Source organism: Phenylobacterium sp. FG114 (genome assembly GCF_057809855.1).
Window position 1 is genome coordinate 78215 of the sequence record NZ_JBMDKU010000012.1, and the last position, 17182, is coordinate 95396.

Sequence of the window (17182 nt, forward strand, 5' to 3'; positions counted from 1 at the left end):
CCTTGGCCGCACGCGCTAAGCCTTCACGCTCCCACTTGGCTTTGACACACTAACATTTCCGATCCGCGCCGAACGCGCTACCACGCGCCGCAGGTCGGAGGGGAGCACAAAGTCCATGTTGGCGGAAGTCGGTCAGTTCGCGCTGATTCTCGCGCTGCTGCTGGCGCTCGTCCAGTCGGCGGCCCCGCTGTGGGGCGCGCACCGGGGGGATGGGGTGCTGATGGCGGTCGGCCGCCAGGCGGCGATCCTGCAGGGAGGATTCGTCGTCCTCGCCTTCGTGTGCCTCGCCTGGGCCTATGTGACCTGCGACTTCTCCCTCGAGCTGGTGGCCGAGCACAGCCACACCACCCAGCCGCTGGCCTACCGCCTGGCCGCCACCTGGGGCAGCCATGAAGGCTCGATGCTGCTCTGGGTGCTGATCCTGGCCCTCTATGGGGCGGGCGTCGCGGTCTTCGGCGGCACCCTACGCGAGACGCTGCAGGCCCGCGTCCTGGGCGTCCAGGGCGTGATCGGCGCGGCCTTCCTGGGCTTCCTGCTCTTCACGTCGAACCCGTTTCTGCGGCTGTCACCGGCGCCCGCCGAGGGCACCGAGCTGAACCCGCTACTGCAGGATCCCGGGCTCGTGCTGCATCCGCCGCTGCTCTACCTCGGCTACGTGGGGTTCTCGGTCGCGTTCTGCTTCGCGGTCGCGGCGCTTATCGAGGGCCGCGTGGACGCGGCCTGGGCCCGCTGGGTCCGGCCGTGGGTGCTGGCCGCCTGGATCCCGCTCACCGCGGGCATCACGCTCGGAAGCGCCTGGGCCTACTACGAGCTGGGCTGGGGCGGCTGGTGGTTCTGGGACCCGGTGGAGAACGCCTCGCTGATGCCGTGGCTGCTGGGCACGGCCCTGCTGCACTCGGCGCTCGTGCTGGAACGTCGCGGCGCCCTGGTGAGCTGGACGATCCTGCTGGCCATCCTGACCTTCTCCCTCAGCCTGGTGGGCACCTTCCTGGTCCGCTCGGGCATCCTCACCAGTGTCCACGCATTCGCGGTCGACCCGAAGCGGGGGGTCTACATCCTGGGCATCCTGGCGACGACGACGGGCTTGTCGCTGGCGCTCTATGCCTGGCGGGCCCCGGCCATCCGGACCGGCGCGCTGTTCCAGCCGCTGTCGCGGGAAGGGGGCATCACCCTCAACAACCTGTTCCTGACCGCGCTGACCGCCACCGTCTTCCTGGGCACCTTCAGCCCGGTGTTCATCGAGATGGTCAATGGCGACAAGATCTCGGTCGGCCCGCCCTATTACGCCAAGACGTTCGCGCCGCTGGCGATCCCGCTGCTGGCGCTGGTGGTCTTCGGCCCGATGCTGAACTGGAAGCGAGACGAGGCGAAGAAGGTGCTCGGCCGGCTGAAGATCCCGGCCATCGTCGTGGGTCTCGTCCTCCTGGCCGCCCTGCCGTTCGGTGGGCTGAAGGGGATCGCCACCGCCGGCGGCCTGGCGCTCGCCGCGTGGCTGATCGTGGGCTCGCTGTGGATCCTCGGCCGCCGCTGGTGGTCGGGGCGCGCCTACCTCGGCCGCGCGGTCCGCACCACGCCGCGCTCGATGGTGGGCCTGGTGGTCGCGCACCTGGGCCTGGGCCTGCTCGCCCTCGGGATCACCGGCGTCACGGCGTGGGAGTCGGACAAGGTGCTGAACATGAAGGTGGGCGATAGCGTGGTCTTCGCCGGCCGCACCCTGACGATGACCGACTACGAGCTGGTCGAGGGGCCGAACTATCAGGCCAAGCAGGCACGCTTCGCCGTCAAGGGGACGGCAGGGGGCTACGACCTGCGCAGCGAGAAACGCTGGTTCCCCTCGGCCCAGTCCCAGACCACCGAGGCCGGCATCCGCGTGGGAGCGCTCGGCAACCTCTACGTCTCCATCGGCGAGGAATCCGACGCCGGCGTCATCGTCCGGCTTTGGAATCACCCCCTGATCATCTGGATCTGGATCGGCGGCTTCGCCATGGCGGTCGGCGGGGCGGTGTCGCTCAGCGACCGACGCCTGCGGGTCGGCGCGGCGGTGAAGACCCAGCCCCTGGCGCAACCGGTCCCGGCGGAATGAAACGCTTACTGTTCATCCTGCCCGTCCTGGGCTTCGTCGGGCTGCTGGCGGTCTTCTTCCTTGGACTGGGCCGGGATCCGCGTGCGTTGCCGTCGGCGTTCATCGGCAAGCCGCTGCCGGCCTTCACCACCGCGCCGCTGCGGCCCGGGGATCGCGGCCTCGCCAACACCGACTTCCAGGCAGGCGAGCCGGTCTTGCTGAACGTCTTCGCCTCCTGGTGCGGCCCCTGCCGGGTCGAGCATCCGGTGCTGATGCGCCTGCGCCAGGAGGGCGTGATCATCCACGGCCTCGACTGGAAGGAAGACGCCGACGCTGGGATGGAGTGGCTCAGGCAGCGGGGCGACCCCTACGCCCGCGCCGGCAATGACCAGACGGGTCGCACGGGCATCGAGTTCGGCGTGGCCGGCGTGCCCGAGACCTTCGTCATCGATAAGCAGGGCCGCGTCCGCTATCGGCACGTGGGCGCCCTGACGCCGGAGGATTGGGAAAATACCGTCCGCCCGCTGATGGACGAGCTGAGGAAGGAATCGTGAAGCGCCTCCTGTCTTTCGCGGTCGCCCTCGCCCTGCTGGCCGGGCCGGCCGCCGCCGTGAACCCTGACGAGGAGCTCAAGGACCCCGTCCTGGAGGCGCGGGCCCACAAGCTCTCGAAGGAGCTGCGCTGCGTTGTCTGCCAGAACCAGTCGATCGACGATTCCGACGCCACGCTCGCGCGCGACCTGCGCCTGATCCTGCGCGAGCGGATCAGCGCTGGCGACACCGACGAGCAGGCGGTGGACTACATCGTGGCCCGCTATGGCAGCTTCGTGCAGCTCGACCCGCCGATGCGTCTCGACACCCTCGCGCTCTGGTTCGGCCCCCTGGCGGTGCTGGCCCTGGGCGGCGTGGGGGCGTTCGTCTACATGCGGAGCCGTTCGCCGGCGGGAGCCCAGGCTTTCACGCCCGAGGAAGAGGCCGAGCTGGCCGAGATGCTGAAGTCGGATGAGGTCCGCTAGATGCTCTGGATGATGCTGACCCTGATGACGGTCCTGGCGGCCGTGGGCCTAGCCATCCCGCTCGTGCGACGCCGCGACGCCGCGCGCGAGAAGCGCGCCGACGCCGTCACCGTGTTGAAGGACCAGCTGGGCGAGATCGAGGCCCAGGCCGCTGCGGGAGCCTTGGCGGAACCCGAGGCCGAAGCGCTCAAGTCCGACCTCAAGCGCCGCGTGCTGGCCGAAGGCCGCCGTCCGGACACCCAGGCGCGTCCGCTCAGCGAGAAGACCCTCCTGGTCGTCGCCCTGGGCATCGTCGCCGTCGTGACGCTGGCCGGAACCGGCCTCTACCTGAAGATGGGCCGTCCCGACGTGCCGGGGACTTCGGCGCTGAAGAGCGGCGCCCCTGGCCCGGCCTCGATGGCGACCACCGCCGAGGGGCACCCCAACGGCGACGTGACCGCGATGATCGGCCAGCTCGAAGCCCAGATGCGCGAGCGGCCGGACAACGCCGAGGGCTGGCGCATGCTGGGCTGGTCGTACATGCAGACGGGCCGCAACGCTGAGGCCGCCACCGCCTATGGCAAGGCCGCCGCCCTCGATCCCACCAACGCCGAATATCTCTCGGCCCAGGGCGAGGCGATCGTGCTCTCGTCCGACGGTGCGGTGACGCCGGCCGCGGAAGAGGCCTTCCGACGCGCGGTGGCCGCCGACGCGAGCGATCCCCGGGCGCGGTACTACCTGGCCGTCGCCAAGGACCAGCGCGGCGAGCGCGACGCGGCGATGAACGACTGGATCGCGCTGCTGAAGTCCGCGCCGCCAGACGCGCCATGGGCGATGGAGGTAAGGGCCTTCGTTGAAAAGGTGGCCGCCGACCGCAAGATCGACCTTTCGGGTCGCCTGCCGCCGGTGCAGACGGCGCAGGCCGCGCCCGCGATGGGTTCGGCGCCGCGCGGCCCCACCCAGCAACAGATGGCCGACGCCCAGAACATGAGCGAGGGCGACCGCCAGCAGATGATCCAGGGCATGGTGGCGGGCCTGGCCGAGCGCCTGAAGGAGAATCCGAAGGACCGCGCGGGCTGGGAACGGCTGCTGCGCGCCCGCATGGTCTTGGGCCAGACCCAGGAGGCGGCCAACGACTACCGCGCGGCGTCCCGCGCCTTCGCCGGCTCGCCCGCCGACCAGCAGGCGCTTCGCAACACGGCCCAGCAACTCGGCGTTCCGGTGGGTTGATGTCCGAGACGATCGACAAGAGTGGGGCGGGGACCGCGGCGCAGTTGATCCTGGAGCTGTTGCCCGAGCCCGTGCTTCTGGTTCAGGGCGGCGAGGACGAGGCGCCCGAGATCGCCTACGGCAACCGCGCCGCGCGCGAGGTCTTCCGCATCGAGCTCGCCGGCGCGCCCCTGGGCGCGGCGCTGCGGCGTCCCGAGGTGCTAGAGACCATCGAGGCGGCGTTGGAGATGGGCGCCTCCGCCGAGGTGGCCTTCGAGACCATCGGCGTGCAGCCTCGGTTCTGGCGCGCCTTCGCCCGGCCGCTGGAGACCGACGGCCACGGGCCGAACCAGCTCGTCGTCATGCTGCGCGACGAGACCGACGCACGCCGCACGGAGCGCATGCGCGCCGACTTCCTGGCCAATGCCAGCCATGAGCTGCGAACGCCGCTGGCCTCGCTGGCCGGCTTCGTGGAGACGCTGCGCACCCACGCCAAGGATGATCCCGAGGCGCGTGAGAAGTTCCTGGGCATCATGGCCCAGCAGGCGACCCGCATGGCCCGCCTAGTCGACGACCTGTTGTCGCTCAGCCGCATCGAGCTGAATGAACACATCGCGCCTTCGGGCAAGGTCGAGCTGGCGCGCACGATCCAGGACGTCTCCGACGCCGTGAAACCGCTCACCGCCGAGCGCGACGTCACCATCGCCGTCAAGGCTCAGCCCGGCGTCACGCCCGTGACGGGCGACCGCGACCAGCTGGTCCAGGTGATCCAGAACCTGGTGGACAACGCGGTGAAATATACGCCGCGCGGCGGCAAGGTCTGCGTCAGCCTGGAGCCGGCCGCCAACCTGGAGGCCGCTCGCGCGGCGAGCCGACCGGGTGTTGGCCTCTCGCTCCTGTCGCCCGACAGCGGCGAGAGCCAGGCCTATGTCGTCCTGCGCGTCACCGATGAAGGCCCCGGCATCGCCCGCCAGCACCTGCCACGCCTGTCCGAGCGCTTCTATCGTGTCGAGGGCCAGCGCAGCGGGGGGACCGGCCTCGGCCTGGCCATCGTCAAGCACGTGGTCAATCGCCACCGCGGCGGCCTGACCGTGGAGTCCCAGGAAGGCGAGGGCAGCACCTTCAGCGTCTACCTGCCCGTAGCTCCTCTGACGAACTGATCCTCGGCGGTCGTTTCCGCTGTCATAAACCCCCGCCGCTGTCGCAAAACTGTCGTCAGACCGCATTAGTTTGCACTGCGATGGAGAGGGGTGTCGTGACACGTACCTATCAGGCCGAGCTGAGACAGCTCGTCGCCGAGGTGATCCGCATGGGGGGCCTGGCGGAAGCCCAGGTCGTCGACGCCGTCGACGCCGTGGTGCGCCGCGACGTGCCCCTGGCCCAGGCGCTGATCGTCCGCGACCTGCGCCTTGACACCCTGCAGAGCGAGGTTGAGCGCCGGGCGCTCGACCTGATCGCCACCCACCAGCCGGGCCATGCCGACCTGCGCCGCGCCATCTCGACGCTGAAGCTGGCCATGAACCTCGAGCGCTGCGGCGACCTGGCGCGCAACATCGCCAAGCGCAGCCTGGTGCTGTCGGCGGGTGAGCCGTTGCTGCCGCTCACCGGCGCGATCGAGCGCATGGGGCGCCTTGTTTCGGCCCGCCTGCGCGAGGTGCTGGACGCCTACGCCGCCGGAGATGTCGAGCCCGCGCTCGACGTTTGGCGCCGCGATGGCGAGGTCGACGAACACTACGAGAGCCTGTTCCGCGAGCTGCTCTCGCTCATGACCAATCATCCCGGTTCGGTAGCCGCCGGGGCCCACCTGCTGTTCATCGCCAAGAACCTGGAACGCATCGGGGATCACGCGACCAACATCGCCGAAATCCTCCACTTCCAGATGACCGGCCGCGAACTGATCGGTGAGCGCCCCAAGGTGAGTTTGCCGGACCTTGAAGTGGAAGGCTCATCGCCGTGACCCCGTACGTACTGGTCGTCGAGGACGAAGACGCGCTCGCGACCCTGTTGGACTACAACCTCATGAAGGAGGGCTTCCGCGTCGAGCGGGCCGCTGACGGCGAGGAGGCCTTGCTGCGCGTCGCCGAAGAGCCGCCGGATCTCGTGGTCCTGGACTGGATGCTGCCCAAGGTCTCGGGCGTGGAAGTCTGCCGCCAACTCCGGGCCGGCGCCGAGACGCGCCGCACCCCCGTCCTGATGCTGACTGCTCGCGGCGAGGAGGCCGACAAGGTGCGCGGCCTGGACACCGGCGCCGACGACTATGTGGTGAAGCCGTTCGCGATGAGCGAGTTGGTGGCCCGGATCCGGGCGCTGCTGCGGCGCACGCGGCCCGAGTTGGTCGAGGAGCGCCTGGAATACGCCGACCTGATTCTGGACCGCGGTCGCCACCGGGTGACCCGTTCGGGAAAGGACGTGCACCTGGGCCCCACCGAATACCGCCTGCTGGACTTCCTGATGCAGCGGCCCGGCCGCGTGTTCAGCCGCGAGCGGCTCCTGGACGCGGTCTGGGGCGCCAACACCTACGTCGAGGTCCGCACGGTGGACGTCCACGTGGGCCGCCTGCGCAAGGCGCTGCGCCAACCGAACTCGCCCGACCTGATCCGCACCGTCCGCTCAGCGGGCTACGCCCTCGACACCGAGGGCTGACGGATACCGCCGTCATTCGAGCGTCACAGACTCGGCTGACCGTCACACGCGTCTTCTCGCCGTTGGGGGCAGCGATGCTTGAGACTTCCTCCGCCGTCCGTTGCCGGACGGCGTTCATCTCCGACATCCATCTCGGCACCAAGGGGTGCCAGGCCGAGCTCCTCCTGGAGTTCATCCGCGAGCTGGAGTGCGAGACCCTCTACCTGGTGGGCGATATCGTCGACGGGTGGAAGCTGCGCTCGGGCTGGCACTGGCCGCAGGCGCACAACGACGTGGTCCAGAAGATCCTGCGCCTGGCCCGCAAGGGCGTGAAGGTGATCTACGTGCCCGGCAACCACGACGAGGTGGTCCGCGACTTCTGTGGCGTACACTTCGGCGGCGTGATCGTGGCTCGCGACGCGATCCACGAGGCGGCCGACGGCAAGCGCTATCTGGTCACCCACGGCGACGAGTTCGACGGCGTGGTGCAGAACGTCCGCTGGCTGGCCTTCCTGGGGGACTGGAGCTACCGGGCCCTGATCGCCCTCAACACCCACTTCAACCGCGTGCGTCGGATCATGGGCCTGGGCTATTGGAGCCTGTCGGCCTACCTCAAGCACAAGGTGAAGGACGCGGTGGCCTTCATCGACAAGTTCGAGGCCGCCATGGCTGAGGAAGCGCGCCGACGCGGCGTGCACGGCGTGATCTGCGGCCATATCCACCACGCCGAGATGCGCGACATCGGCGGCGTCATGTACATCAACGACGGCGACTGGGTGGAGAGCTGCACCGCCATCGTCGAGGGGTTCGACGGCAAGTTCGAGATCGTGAACTGGCTGGAGGCCCGCAAGGCCGTCGTCGCCCAGCCCATCCCGCTGCGGCCGATCGCGGCCTGACCCTAGCGCAAAAAGAGGGCCGCGACCGGGGGGCGGTCGCGGCCGAAACGCGGCCTCGGGGCGGCCGACTGGAGAGATACGCGAGGGGTTACTCCGCGGAACGCTAGCCGCGCCCCGTGTCGCCACCGTGACGGGTTTGCGAAGGCCCATAAGAAAAGCCGCCGCGGCGAACCGCGACGGCTTGGGGCGCCTCGGGGGAGGAACCGCTAGAAGTTGACCTGTCCGCGCGCCGCCACGGCATTGTAGGTCTGGCCGATCTGCAGGCCCGTGGCGCCCAGGCGGTCGATGTCGACGTGTTGCCAGTCCAGCATCAGGCGCATCGACGGGTTCAGGTACCAGTTGACCCCGACGGTCCAGATCTTCTGCTCCCCGCCGCGGACCGCACCGAGGACCGGGGCAGTCCCTTGCGCGCCTTCGCGGAAGTTCAGGTCGGTGAGGGAGTAGCGCGCGGCCACCTCGAAGGCGCCCCAGGTGCCGGCCTCCGGGTTGAAGTTGTAGTTCAGCTTGGGCGCGTCGAAGCGTGCCTCCGCCGGGTTGTAGACCCGGGGCTCGCCGGTCAGCATCCAAGACCCTTGGACGTACCAGCCCTTGAACTTCGGATCGGCCGGGACGGCGGCCGTGGTGACGCGGCGGTCGATCTTGTAGCGGAACCACTCGCCCTCGATCATCGCCGGGCCGTACTGGAAGGCGCCCTCCAGGCCCAGCACGCTGGTGTGGTTCGCGTCGATGGCGCCGGTGTCGATCAGACGCGTGCCGTCCAGGCGCAGCTCCGGACGGTCGCGAAGCTGCGCGGCGTAGCGCGGATTGGCGGCGGCGCCCGCGTCGTTCGGCTGGATCACGTACTGATAGTTCGCGCCGAGGTGGGCCAGCCAGGTCGTGCCGCTGAACGGCGCGAAGGCCACGCGGCCGATCACGCCGGTCTGCTCGTCGAACGGCTGCACGGTCGCAGAGGCGGCCGAGCTGCCGGTGGCGATGATGTTGCCGGTATAGGCGGTAGAGAAGAACCAGCGGGTCGCGATGCCCTCGTCGCCGCTGCCCAGCACGCCGGCGCCGCTCAACTGGGCCGCCACGCGGCTGTCGCCGGCGGCCACGCCGCGGGCGATCTCGGCTGGCGCCGGACGCTCCATCAGCGGCATCTGGCTGGTGGACACCGCCGCCGCTAGGCCGATGTTGGGTTCGAACGCGCCGACCTTGATGCGGAAGGGCTTCAGGGCCGTGTAGGTGATGGCGGCCTCATACAGCCGGCCGGGGTCTTCCTGGCCCGAACCGCCGAACTCATAGATGAACGAATAGTCGAAATCGCGGAACAGCTTGCCGTCCAGCCCGATCCGGGCGCGGCGGAAGTTGGCGCCCTCGTTCAGATCGCGATTGGTCACCGCGGCGGGCAGGTTGTCCTTCTGGAAGTACTTGCCGGCGTCCAGCATCAGGATGGCCTTGATGTTCGCGGTGAAGCGGCCATCGGCGGTGGCGAAGCCGGGCTTGCCGTTCGACAGGGTCGTCGTCACCGACGAGCCCGCCGGGGCCTGCTTCAGGGTGGCGATGTCGGTGCTCGCCGTCTCCTGCGAGGCCTTCATCTCGGCGAGCTGCGCGGCCATCGCGTCGAGCTGCTGCTTCATCGCGGCCATCTGCGCGTCCTGCTGGCCGGGAGCCTGCATGGCGTTCATCTGGGCACGCATGGCGTCCAGCTGCTGCTGCATGGCCTGCAACTTGGCGTCGGTGGCGGGTGCGGCGAGGGCCGCCGTCGAGACGCTGGCCAGCAGCACCCCGGCGAGGCTGGCGGATAGGCGAGCGCCAGCCCGTCCTTTGAGAGACGTTCCCATCGTGAGGAATCCTTGGTTTGGCCGCCAGGACGGCGACGTCGACGGGCCGGTCTCTAGGCCTCCAGTGCGACGCTTCGGCAAAAGTGGCGAGACAGATTCATGACAGTCGCGAATGCTGGCGGCTTGTCACTCAACTGCCATCCAAGCGTCACCTCAGCTTCGCGCAGTCTGCCTAAACCGGCGTTCGAACGGGCGCCCGCCGGCGCCTTCGACGAGGGGGTTTCCCAATGTTCAAACGCTATATCACCGCGATCGTGACGGCCGCGTCCCTGGCCGGCTTCAGCGCCCAGGCCGCCGACATCTCGGGTGCTGGCGCCACGTTCCCGGCGCCGGTCTACGCCAAGTGGGCCGAGACCTATCGCGCCCAGACGGGCAACCGCCTGAACTACCAGGCCATCGGTTCAGGCGGCGGCATCCGCCAGATCACCGCCGGCACGGTCGACTTCGGCGCCACCGACAAGCCGCTGAAGCCCGACGACCTCGCCACGGGCGGCTTCTCCATGTTCCCGACCGTGATGGGCGGCGTTGTGCCCGTGATCAATGTGCCCGGCATCAAGTCGGGCCAGCTCAAGCTTACCGGCGCGCTGACGGCCGACATCTTCCGCGGCGTGCTCAAGAAGTGGAACGACCCGCTGATCGCCAAGTACAACCCCGGCGTCCAGCTGCCCAACCTGCCGATCACCGTGGTCCACCGCTCGGACGGCTCGGGCACCACCTTCCTCTTCACCAGCTACCTGTCGATGAAGGCGCCCCGTTGGGCCTCGGAAGTCGGCGCGAACGATGCGGTGAAGTGGCCGACGGGCCTGGGCGGCAAGGGCAATGACGGCGTCGCCGCCTATGTGAAGCAGACCCCCGGCGCCATCGGTTATGTCGAATATGCCTACGCCAAGCAGAACGGCCTCACCTACACCCTGCTGCAGAACAAGGCTGGCAAGTACGTGGCCCCGGCTGCGGCCAACTTCAGCGCCGCCGCGGCGAACGCCAAGTGGAACGCCGCGCCGGGCTTCTACCTGCTGCTCCTCGACCAGCCGGGCGCCGAGGCCTGGCCGATCACGGGCGCCACGTTCATCCTGGTGAAGACCAAGCAGGAAGATGCCGCCAAGGGTAAGGAAGTCCTGGCCTTCTTCGACTGGGCCTACAAGAACGGCGACGCCGCCGCGCAGCAGCTGGATTACCTGCCCATGCCGCCGGCCGTGAAGGACATGGTCCGCAAGTCGTGGAGCAAGGTCGTCGGACCGGACGGCAAGCCCGTCTACAAGTAACCCGCTTCCACGCGGACTGGAGACGTCATGGCCGGGCTCGTCCCGGCCATGTGCGTTTCCGGGCTAGCCGAAGGTCCGGTCCGCAAAACGGGCCAGCCCGTAGAACGCCGCGGCGATCAGGCCCGAAGCGGGCAGGGTGATCACCCAGGCCCAGACGATCCGGCTGGCGATGTTCCATCGCACCGCCGACACCCGCCGCGAGGCGCCGACGCCGACGATGGCGCCCGTGATCGTGTGGGTGGTCGAGATCGGCACGCCGATGTGGGTGGCCAGGAAGATGGTGATCGCCCCGCCGGTTTCGGCGCAGAAGCCCTGTTGCGGCGACAGGCGGGTGATCTTGGATCCCATGGTGTGGACGATGCGCCAGCCGCCGAAGAGCGTGCCAAGTCCCAGCGCCGCCTGGCAGGACAGCACCACCCAGAACGGAACGTGGAATTCTGGGCCCAGCTGTCCGTGGGCGAACAGCAGCACCGCGATGATCCCCATGGTCTTCTGGGCGTCGTTGCCGCCGTGCCCGAGCGAGAACATCGCCGCCGAGACGAACTGCAGCTTCCGGAAGGTCGAATCCGCGAACGCCGGTGTCGCTTTCACGAAGGTCCACGACACGATCAGCACCAGGACAAGCGCCAGGACGAAGCCGAGCGCGGGAGAGACGACGATGCCGGCCACCGTCTTCAACACGCCCGACCAGACCACCCCGTCGAACCCCGCCTTGGTGATCCCGGCGCCCAGTAGCCCGCCGATCAGCGCGTGGGACGAGGAGGACGGGATCCCCGCCAGCCAGGTGATCACGTTCCACGAGATCGCCCCGCCCAGCGCCCCGAAGATCACCGCATCCGAGATGATGTTGGCGTTGATGATCCCCTTGCCGACGGTGTTGGCCACGTGCAGGCCGAAAAACAGGAAGGCGATGAAGTTGAAGAAAGCCGCCCAGACCACCGCCCAGCGCGGCGACAGCACGCGCGTCGAAACAATGGTGGCGATCGAGTTCGCGGCGTCGTGCAGGCCGTTCAGGAAATCGAACGCCAGCGCCACGAAGATCAGGAAGATGAGCAGGTAGCTCGCGCCCGCCAGGTCCATGGGCGCGCTAGAGGTGCTCGATCAGCACGCCGCTGATCCGGTTGGCCACGTCCTCGAAGCGGTCGACCACCTTCTCCAGGTGGTCATAGATCTCGGCGCCCACGATGTAGGCCATCGGATCGGTCTTTCCGACGTCTCGGTAAAGGGCCGCGATGCCTGCGTCGTAGAGGTGGTCCGACTCTTCCTCCAGCCTGGTCACCTGCTCGGTGAGGGCGTTCAGCTTGGCGGCATTGTTCTTCATCGACCGCAACAGCGGCACGGCCTGGGCCGTCAGGTCGGCGGTCTTCACGATGACCTCGCCGAGCCGCAGCATGTCGGGCTGGAAGGTTCGCTGTTCGAAGAGGGCGGTGACCTTGGCCGTCTTGTGCATCTGGTCGATGGCGTCGTCCATCGAGGTGGTCAGGTCGATGATGTCGGCCCGATCGAACGGCGTGATGAAGGTCCGCCGGACCAGCAGCATCACCTCGCGGGTGATCTCGTCGGCGTCGTTCTCATGCTTGGCGACAGCCGCGCAGTGCTCGGGCGTGGCCGGGCCGCCCTCGAGCAGGCTGTGCAGGGATTGCGCGCCGGCGCACAGGGTCGCCGCGTGGCGCTCGAACAGGTCGAAGAACCCGCCCTCCTTGGGCATGAGGGCCTGGAACCAGTTCACATCCGACCTCTATAGTCTGGCGCGCGACGGGTGCGCGGCGGGTCCATAGCGCGATCCGCGCTCGGCGTCATCGAAGTGTCACGCGACTGTCGCAAAACCTTCGGCGTATTGTCGCCCAACTGTCGTACGCCCCGCGTAGAGCGAACTCAGGATCGCCCCAAAGCGGAGGTGCCGCATGTATCGGAAAGTTTTCGTTGGCCTGGCGGCATGCCTGGCTCTTTCGGCCTGCGGGCAGAACAACGCCAAGAAGGGCGACGGTGCGGCTCCGGCCGCCGCTGGGGCCCAAATCTCCGGGGCGGGCGCGACCTTCCCCGCGCCGCTCTACGCCAAATGGGCGGAAACGCAGAAGGCCGAGACCGGCCTCGCGCTGAACTATCAGGCGATCGGCTCTGGCGGCGGCATCAAGCAGATCAAGGCCAAGACCGTCGCCTTCGGCGCCAGCGACAAGCCGCTGAAGGGCGAGGAGCTCGACGCGGAAGGTCTGGCGCAGTTCCCCACCGTCATCGGCGGCGTGGTGCCGATCGTGAACCTGCCCGACCTCCAGCCCGGCCAGCTGAAGCTGACGGGGCCCGTGCTCGCCGACATCTTCCTTGGCAAGGTCAAGAAGTGGAACGAGCCCTCCATCGCCGCGCTGAACGCCGGCGTGAAGCTGCCCAACCTGCCGATCACGGTGGTCCACCGGTCGGACGGCTCGGGCACCAGCTTCCTGTTCACCAGCTATCTCGCGGCCGTCGCGCCGCAATGGGGCGTGGTCGGCGCCAGCGATGCAGTGAAGTGGCCCACCGGCCAGGGCGGCAAGGGCAACGACGGGGTGTCCGGCTATGTGAAGCAGACGCCAGGCGCCATCGGCTACGTCGAGTACGCCTACGCCAAGCAGAACGGGCTCCCGCACGCCAGCCTGCAGAACGCCGCCGGCAAGTTCGTGAACCCGACTGCGGAGAGCTTCTCGGCCGCCGCACAGGGCGCCGACTGGAGCAAGGCTCCGGGCTTCGGCACGCTCCTGATCAACCAGCCGGGCGAGGGCGCCTGGCCGATCACCGGGGCCACCTTCATCCTGATGCACAAGGCCCAGGCCGACGCGGCGAGGGGCAAGGCGGTTCTCACCTTCTTCGACCGCGCCTATGCGACGGGCGACGCGGCCGCCAGCGAGCTGGCCTACGTGCCGCTGCCGGCCGGCCTGAAGGCCCAGGTGCGCGCCAGCTGGTCGGCGATCGTCGGGCCTGACGGCAAGCCGGTCTTCACGCCGGCCGCCCAATGACGGCGACGGCCGACACGCCACCGGCCGCTGCGGCGTCCGCGCCGCCGCGGTCGGCCTTCGGGGCCGCTTTCGACAAGGCCTTCGAGATCCTGTGCTTCTCGGCGGCCACCTTCCTGCTGGCCGCCCTGGGCGGGATCGTCGTCTCGCTGGCCATCGGCGGCTGGCCGGCGTTCCAGGCCTTCGGCCTTGGCTTCTTCACGAGCGCCGAGTGGGACCCGGTCCAGGAGATCTACGGCGCGGCGGGCGCGGTCACCGGCACCCTGGTCACCGCTTCGCTCGCCCTCCTGTTCGCCCTGCCGCTGTCGTTCGGCATCGCCACCTTCCTGGTGGAGCTGTGCCCGCCGATCCTGCGCCGGCCGATCGGCACGGCGGTGGAGCTGCTCGCGGGCATTCCCTCGATCGTCTACGGCATGTGGGGCCTGTTCGTGTTCGCCCCTTGGTTCGCCAAGCACGTCCAGATGCCGATCATGATGTCGGCCGAGCCCGGCACGCTCTGGGAAAGGATCACCACGGGCGTTCCAAACGGGGCCGGCATCCTGTCGGCCTCGATCATCCTGGCCATCATGATCCTGCCGTTCATCGCCGCGACCATGCGCGAGCTGCTGCTGACCATTCCGGCCCAGGTGCGCGAGAGCGCCTACGGCCTGGGGTCGACCACCTTCGAGGTCGTGCGCAAGGTCAGCATCCCCTACGTACGCACCGGAGCCATCGGCGCGGTGATGCTGGGCCTCGGTCGCGCCCTGGGCGAGACCATGGCCGTCACCTTCATCATCGGGAACGCCCACGGCTTTCCCACCTCGATCTTCGCCTCAGGCTCGACGATCGCCTCGACGATCGCCAACGAGTTCGCGGAGGCCACCGAAGAGCTTCACGCCGCCTCGCTGATCGCCCTTGGCCTGGTGCTCTTCGTCATCACCTTCGCGGTCCTGGCGCTTGCCCGGCTGCTCATCGGACGGCAGCAGCACGCATGACGACCGCACCCGGCCCGCGGCTTTCGCGCCGCGTCAGCGAAATCGTGTTTCTCGTCTTCTGCTGGACGGCGACGGTGGTGGCCATCCTCTTCCTGGCGGCGATCCTGTGGTCGCTGCTCAGCCAGGGCGTCGGGGGACTGGACCTCAACATCTTCACCAAGAGCACGCCGGCTCCCGGGTCGGAGGGCGGCCTCATCAACGCCATCTTGGGCTCGCTGATGATGTGCGTTGTCGCCATGGTCGGCGCCGTGCTCGTGGGCGTCCTCGCCGGCACCTGGCTCTCGGAGTACGCCCGCGACAGTCACTACGGAAAGGTCGTCCGATTCCTCAACGACGTGCTGCTCTCGGCCCCATCGATCCTGGTCGGTCTGTTCGTCTACGAGATCCTCGTCGCGCCGGTGAAGGGCTTCTCCGGCCTCGCCGGTTCCGTGGCATTGGGCCTGTTGGCCGCCCCGGTCATTACTCGCACCACCGAGGACGTGCTGCGCCTGCAGCCCACGGCTCTGCGGGAGGCCAGCGTCGCCCTGGGCGCGCCGGTGTGGCGCACCATCCTGGCGGTGATTTGGAAGTCCGCCCGCGGCGGCATGCTCACCGGCGCCCTGCTGGCGTTCGCCCGTATCAGCGGCGAGACGGCGCCGCTGCTGTTCACCGCGCTGAACAATCAGTTCCTGTCGTTCGACCTGACCAAGCCCACCGCCAACCTGCCGGTGGTGATCTTCAACTACGCCCTGTCGGCCTACGACGACTGGCGCCGTCTGGCCTGGGCCGGCGCGCTGCTGATCGCCGCCACCGTGCTGACGGTCACCGTCATCGCCCGCATTCTCGCCCGGGAGCCTCGTCGCTCATGAACGCCCAGCTGGACAACCCGCCGGAGTCGGCCGTCCTCGAGTTGCCGCCCGAGATCGTCAAGCTGGCGATCAAGGATCTCAACTTCTTCTACGGCCAGAAGCAGTCCCTGTTCGACGTCAGCGTCTCCTTCGCGGCCAATGCCGTGACGGCGCTGATCGGGCCTTCGGGCTGCGGGAAGTCGACGCTGCTCCGGGTCCTGAACCGCATGTACAGCCTCTACCCGGGCCAGCGCGCCCAGGGGCAGGTGCTGCTCGACGGCGAGGACGTGCTGTCTTCGCGGGTCGATGTGGCCACCCTCCGCGCCCGGGTCGGCATGGTGTTCCAGAAGCCCACGCCCTTCCCGATGTCGATCTTCGACAACGTGGCCTATGGCGTGAAGCTGTACGAAAAGCTTTCCAAGGCCGAGATGGCCAACCGTGTCGAGGAAAGCCTGCGCCGCGCCGCGCTTTGGGACGAGGTGAAGGACAAGCTCAAGGAGTCGGGTCTCAGCCTCTCCGGCGGCCAGCAGCAGCGCCTGTGCGTCGCGCGCGGCATCGCGGTGAAGCCCGAGGTGCTCCTGCTCGACGAGCCGGCCTCGGCGCTCGATCCGATCTCGACCGCCCGGCTGGAAGAGACGATCGCCGAGCTGAAGCGCGACTACACGATCGTCATCGTGACCCACAACATGGGCCAGGCGGCGCGCCTGTCGGATCATACCGGCTTCATGTACCTGGGGCGGCTGGTCGAGTTCGGCGAGACCGAGCAGCTGTTCACCAACCCGGTCACCACCCGGGCCCGCGACTACATCACAGGCCGGTTCGGCTAAGGAGGCGACCGTGGACCATACCTTGAAGGCGGTCGACGAAGACCTCGGCGCGCTCAGCCACGCGGTGGCGGCCATGGGCGACCTGGCGGTCGCCCAGGTGAAGGCCTCGGTCGACGTGTTCGTCCGTTACGACCTGCCCGCGGCGGAGAAGGTCGTGCGCGCCGACAACGCCGTCGATATCCAGGACGTCGAAATCGAAAGGAGCGCGGTGCGCTTCATCGCGCTGCGCCAGCCCATGGCCGACGACCTGCGCCGGCCGATCGCCGCCATGAAGATCGCCATGCAGCTCGAGCGCTGCGGTGACCTGGCCAAAAACATCGCCAAGCGCGTCCCGCGCCTGGATGTTGGCCCCTCCGAGATCCATGTCGCCCTGATCGCCGAACTCGGCCGGATGGCGGCGGATCGCCTGGCGGCCGTCATCAACGCCTACCGCAACGACGACGCCCAGGGCGCATACGACGTCTGGCTCAAGGACACCGAGATAGACGAGCGCCACGAGGGCGTGGTCCGGGAGATCGTCGCCGGCATGGCCGCGCAGTCCGATACGGCGGGCGACTCGATCCACCTGATGTTCATCGCCAAGAACCTGGAGCGGATCGGCGACCACGCCACCAACATCGCCGAACTCGTCCACTATCAGATCACCGGCCAGGATCTGGCCAACCGGCCGAAGCTCTAGGGTTGCGCTGCCCGCCCGACGCCGCC

General features: G+C 68.6%; 17 protein-coding genes. 14 read left to right on the forward strand and 3 right to left on the reverse strand.

Annotated elements, in window-relative coordinates:
- Positions 1 to 115 precede the first annotated feature (115 nt).
- The 8 genes from ACODSY_RS19120 to ACODSY_RS19155 all read left to right on the forward strand — a co-directional run bounded on the left by ACODSY_RS19120 (position 116) and on the right by ACODSY_RS19155 (position 7783).
- A complete protein-coding gene (locus tag ACODSY_RS19120) occupies positions 116 to 2083 on the forward strand; it encodes a heme lyase CcmF/NrfE family subunit (RefSeq protein ID WP_488953472.1) in 1968 nt (655 codons plus the stop codon).
- Positions 2080 to 2616 carry a DsbE family thiol:disulfide interchange protein gene (locus ACODSY_RS19125; RefSeq protein WP_488953473.1) on the forward strand — a complete coding sequence of 179 codons (537 nt, stop codon included), beginning with the start codon at positions 2080 to 2082 and terminating at the stop codon, positions 2614 to 2616. Before ACODSY_RS19120 ends, ACODSY_RS19125 begins: the two co-directional genes overlap by 4 nt.
- Positions 2613 to 3077 carry a cytochrome c-type biogenesis protein gene (locus tag ACODSY_RS19130; RefSeq protein ID WP_488953474.1) on the forward strand — a complete coding sequence of 155 codons (465 nt, stop codon included), beginning with the start codon at positions 2613 to 2615 and terminating at the stop codon, positions 3075 to 3077. Before ACODSY_RS19125 ends, ACODSY_RS19130 begins: the two co-directional genes overlap by 4 nt.
- Complete coding sequence (gene ccmI / locus ACODSY_RS19135) at positions 3078 to 4286, forward strand: c-type cytochrome biogenesis protein CcmI (protein ID WP_488953475.1); 1209 nt, start codon at positions 3078 to 3080, stop codon at positions 4284 to 4286.
- Positions 4286 to 5425, forward strand: a complete 1140-nt coding sequence (locus ACODSY_RS19140) for an ATP-binding protein (protein WP_488953476.1) — start codon at positions 4286 to 4288, stop codon at positions 5423 to 5425. The genes ccmI and ACODSY_RS19140 overlap by 1 nt, the downstream gene beginning before the upstream one ends.
- Before the next feature lie 95 nt (positions 5426 to 5520).
- Positions 5521 to 6222 carry a phosphate signaling complex protein PhoU gene (gene phoU / locus ACODSY_RS19145; RefSeq protein WP_488953477.1) on the forward strand — a complete coding sequence of 234 codons (702 nt, stop codon included), beginning with the start codon at positions 5521 to 5523 and terminating at the stop codon, positions 6220 to 6222.
- Positions 6219 to 6908 carry a phosphate regulon transcriptional regulator PhoB gene (gene phoB / locus ACODSY_RS19150; protein WP_488953478.1) on the forward strand — a complete coding sequence of 230 codons (690 nt, stop codon included), beginning with the start codon at positions 6219 to 6221 and terminating at the stop codon, positions 6906 to 6908. The genes phoU (ACODSY_RS19145) and phoB overlap by 4 nt, the downstream gene beginning before the upstream one ends.
- A gap of 74 nt (positions 6909 to 6982) precedes the next feature.
- Positions 6983 to 7783, forward strand: coding sequence for a UDP-2,3-diacylglucosamine diphosphatase (locus ACODSY_RS19155; protein WP_488953479.1), 801 nt, complete (start codon positions 6983 to 6985; stop codon positions 7781 to 7783).
- Positions 7784 to 7989: 206 nt separating this feature from the next.
- Here the strand turns inward: ACODSY_RS19155 and ACODSY_RS19160 are convergent, their stop codons facing one another.
- Positions 7990 to 9603, reverse strand: a complete 1614-nt coding sequence (locus ACODSY_RS19160) for a porin (protein WP_488953480.1) — start codon at positions 9601 to 9603, stop codon at positions 7990 to 7992.
- 227 nt (positions 9604 to 9830) lie between these two features.
- On the opposite strand from ACODSY_RS19160, the gene pstS (ACODSY_RS19165) reads away from it, so the two are divergent.
- The gene (pstS, locus tag ACODSY_RS19165; protein WP_488953481.1) at positions 9831 to 10865 is read left to right on the forward strand and encodes a phosphate ABC transporter substrate-binding protein PstS; all 1035 of its coding nucleotides are present in this window, start codon (positions 9831 to 9833) and stop codon (positions 10863 to 10865) included.
- Between the two features lie 63 nt (positions 10866 to 10928).
- On the opposite strand, the gene ACODSY_RS19170 is transcribed toward pstS (ACODSY_RS19165), so the two are convergent.
- On the reverse strand, positions 10929 to 11945 hold the full coding sequence (locus ACODSY_RS19170) for an inorganic phosphate transporter (protein ID WP_488953482.1): 1017 nt from the start codon (positions 11943 to 11945) through the stop codon (positions 10929 to 10931).
- Positions 11946 to 11952: 7 nt separating this feature from the next.
- Positions 11953 to 12594, reverse strand: coding sequence for a DUF47 domain-containing protein (locus ACODSY_RS19175; RefSeq protein ID WP_488953483.1), 642 nt, complete (start codon positions 12592 to 12594; stop codon positions 11953 to 11955).
- A gap of 175 nt (positions 12595 to 12769) precedes the next feature.
- Between ACODSY_RS19175 and pstS (ACODSY_RS19180) the strand changes: the two genes are divergently transcribed.
- Genes pstS (ACODSY_RS19180) through phoU (ACODSY_RS19200) form a run of 5 tightly spaced genes read left to right on the forward strand, consistent with a single transcriptional unit; the run spans position 12770 to position 17156 of the window.
- Complete coding sequence (gene pstS, locus ACODSY_RS19180; RefSeq protein WP_488953484.1) at positions 12770 to 13852, forward strand: phosphate ABC transporter substrate-binding protein PstS; 1083 nt, start codon at positions 12770 to 12772, stop codon at positions 13850 to 13852.
- Positions 13849 to 14823: a phosphate ABC transporter permease subunit PstC gene (pstC, locus tag ACODSY_RS19185; protein WP_488953485.1), complete on the forward strand. Its 975-nt coding sequence runs from the start codon at positions 13849 to 13851 to the stop codon at positions 14821 to 14823. The genes pstS (ACODSY_RS19180) and pstC overlap by 4 nt, the downstream gene beginning before the upstream one ends.
- Positions 14820 to 15671, forward strand: a complete 852-nt coding sequence (gene pstA, locus ACODSY_RS19190) for a phosphate ABC transporter permease PstA (protein WP_488953486.1) — start codon at positions 14820 to 14822, stop codon at positions 15669 to 15671. Before pstC ends, pstA begins: the two co-directional genes overlap by 4 nt.
- On the forward strand, positions 15668 to 16477 hold the full coding sequence (pstB, locus tag ACODSY_RS19195) for a phosphate ABC transporter ATP-binding protein PstB (protein ID WP_488953487.1): 810 nt from the start codon (positions 15668 to 15670) through the stop codon (positions 16475 to 16477). The genes pstA and pstB overlap by 4 nt, the downstream gene beginning before the upstream one ends.
- A gap of 10 nt (positions 16478 to 16487) precedes the next feature.
- Positions 16488 to 17156, forward strand: coding sequence for a phosphate signaling complex protein PhoU (gene phoU, locus ACODSY_RS19200; RefSeq protein WP_488953488.1), 669 nt, complete (start codon positions 16488 to 16490; stop codon positions 17154 to 17156).
- The last annotated feature ends 26 nt before the right edge of the window (positions 17157 to 17182 follow it).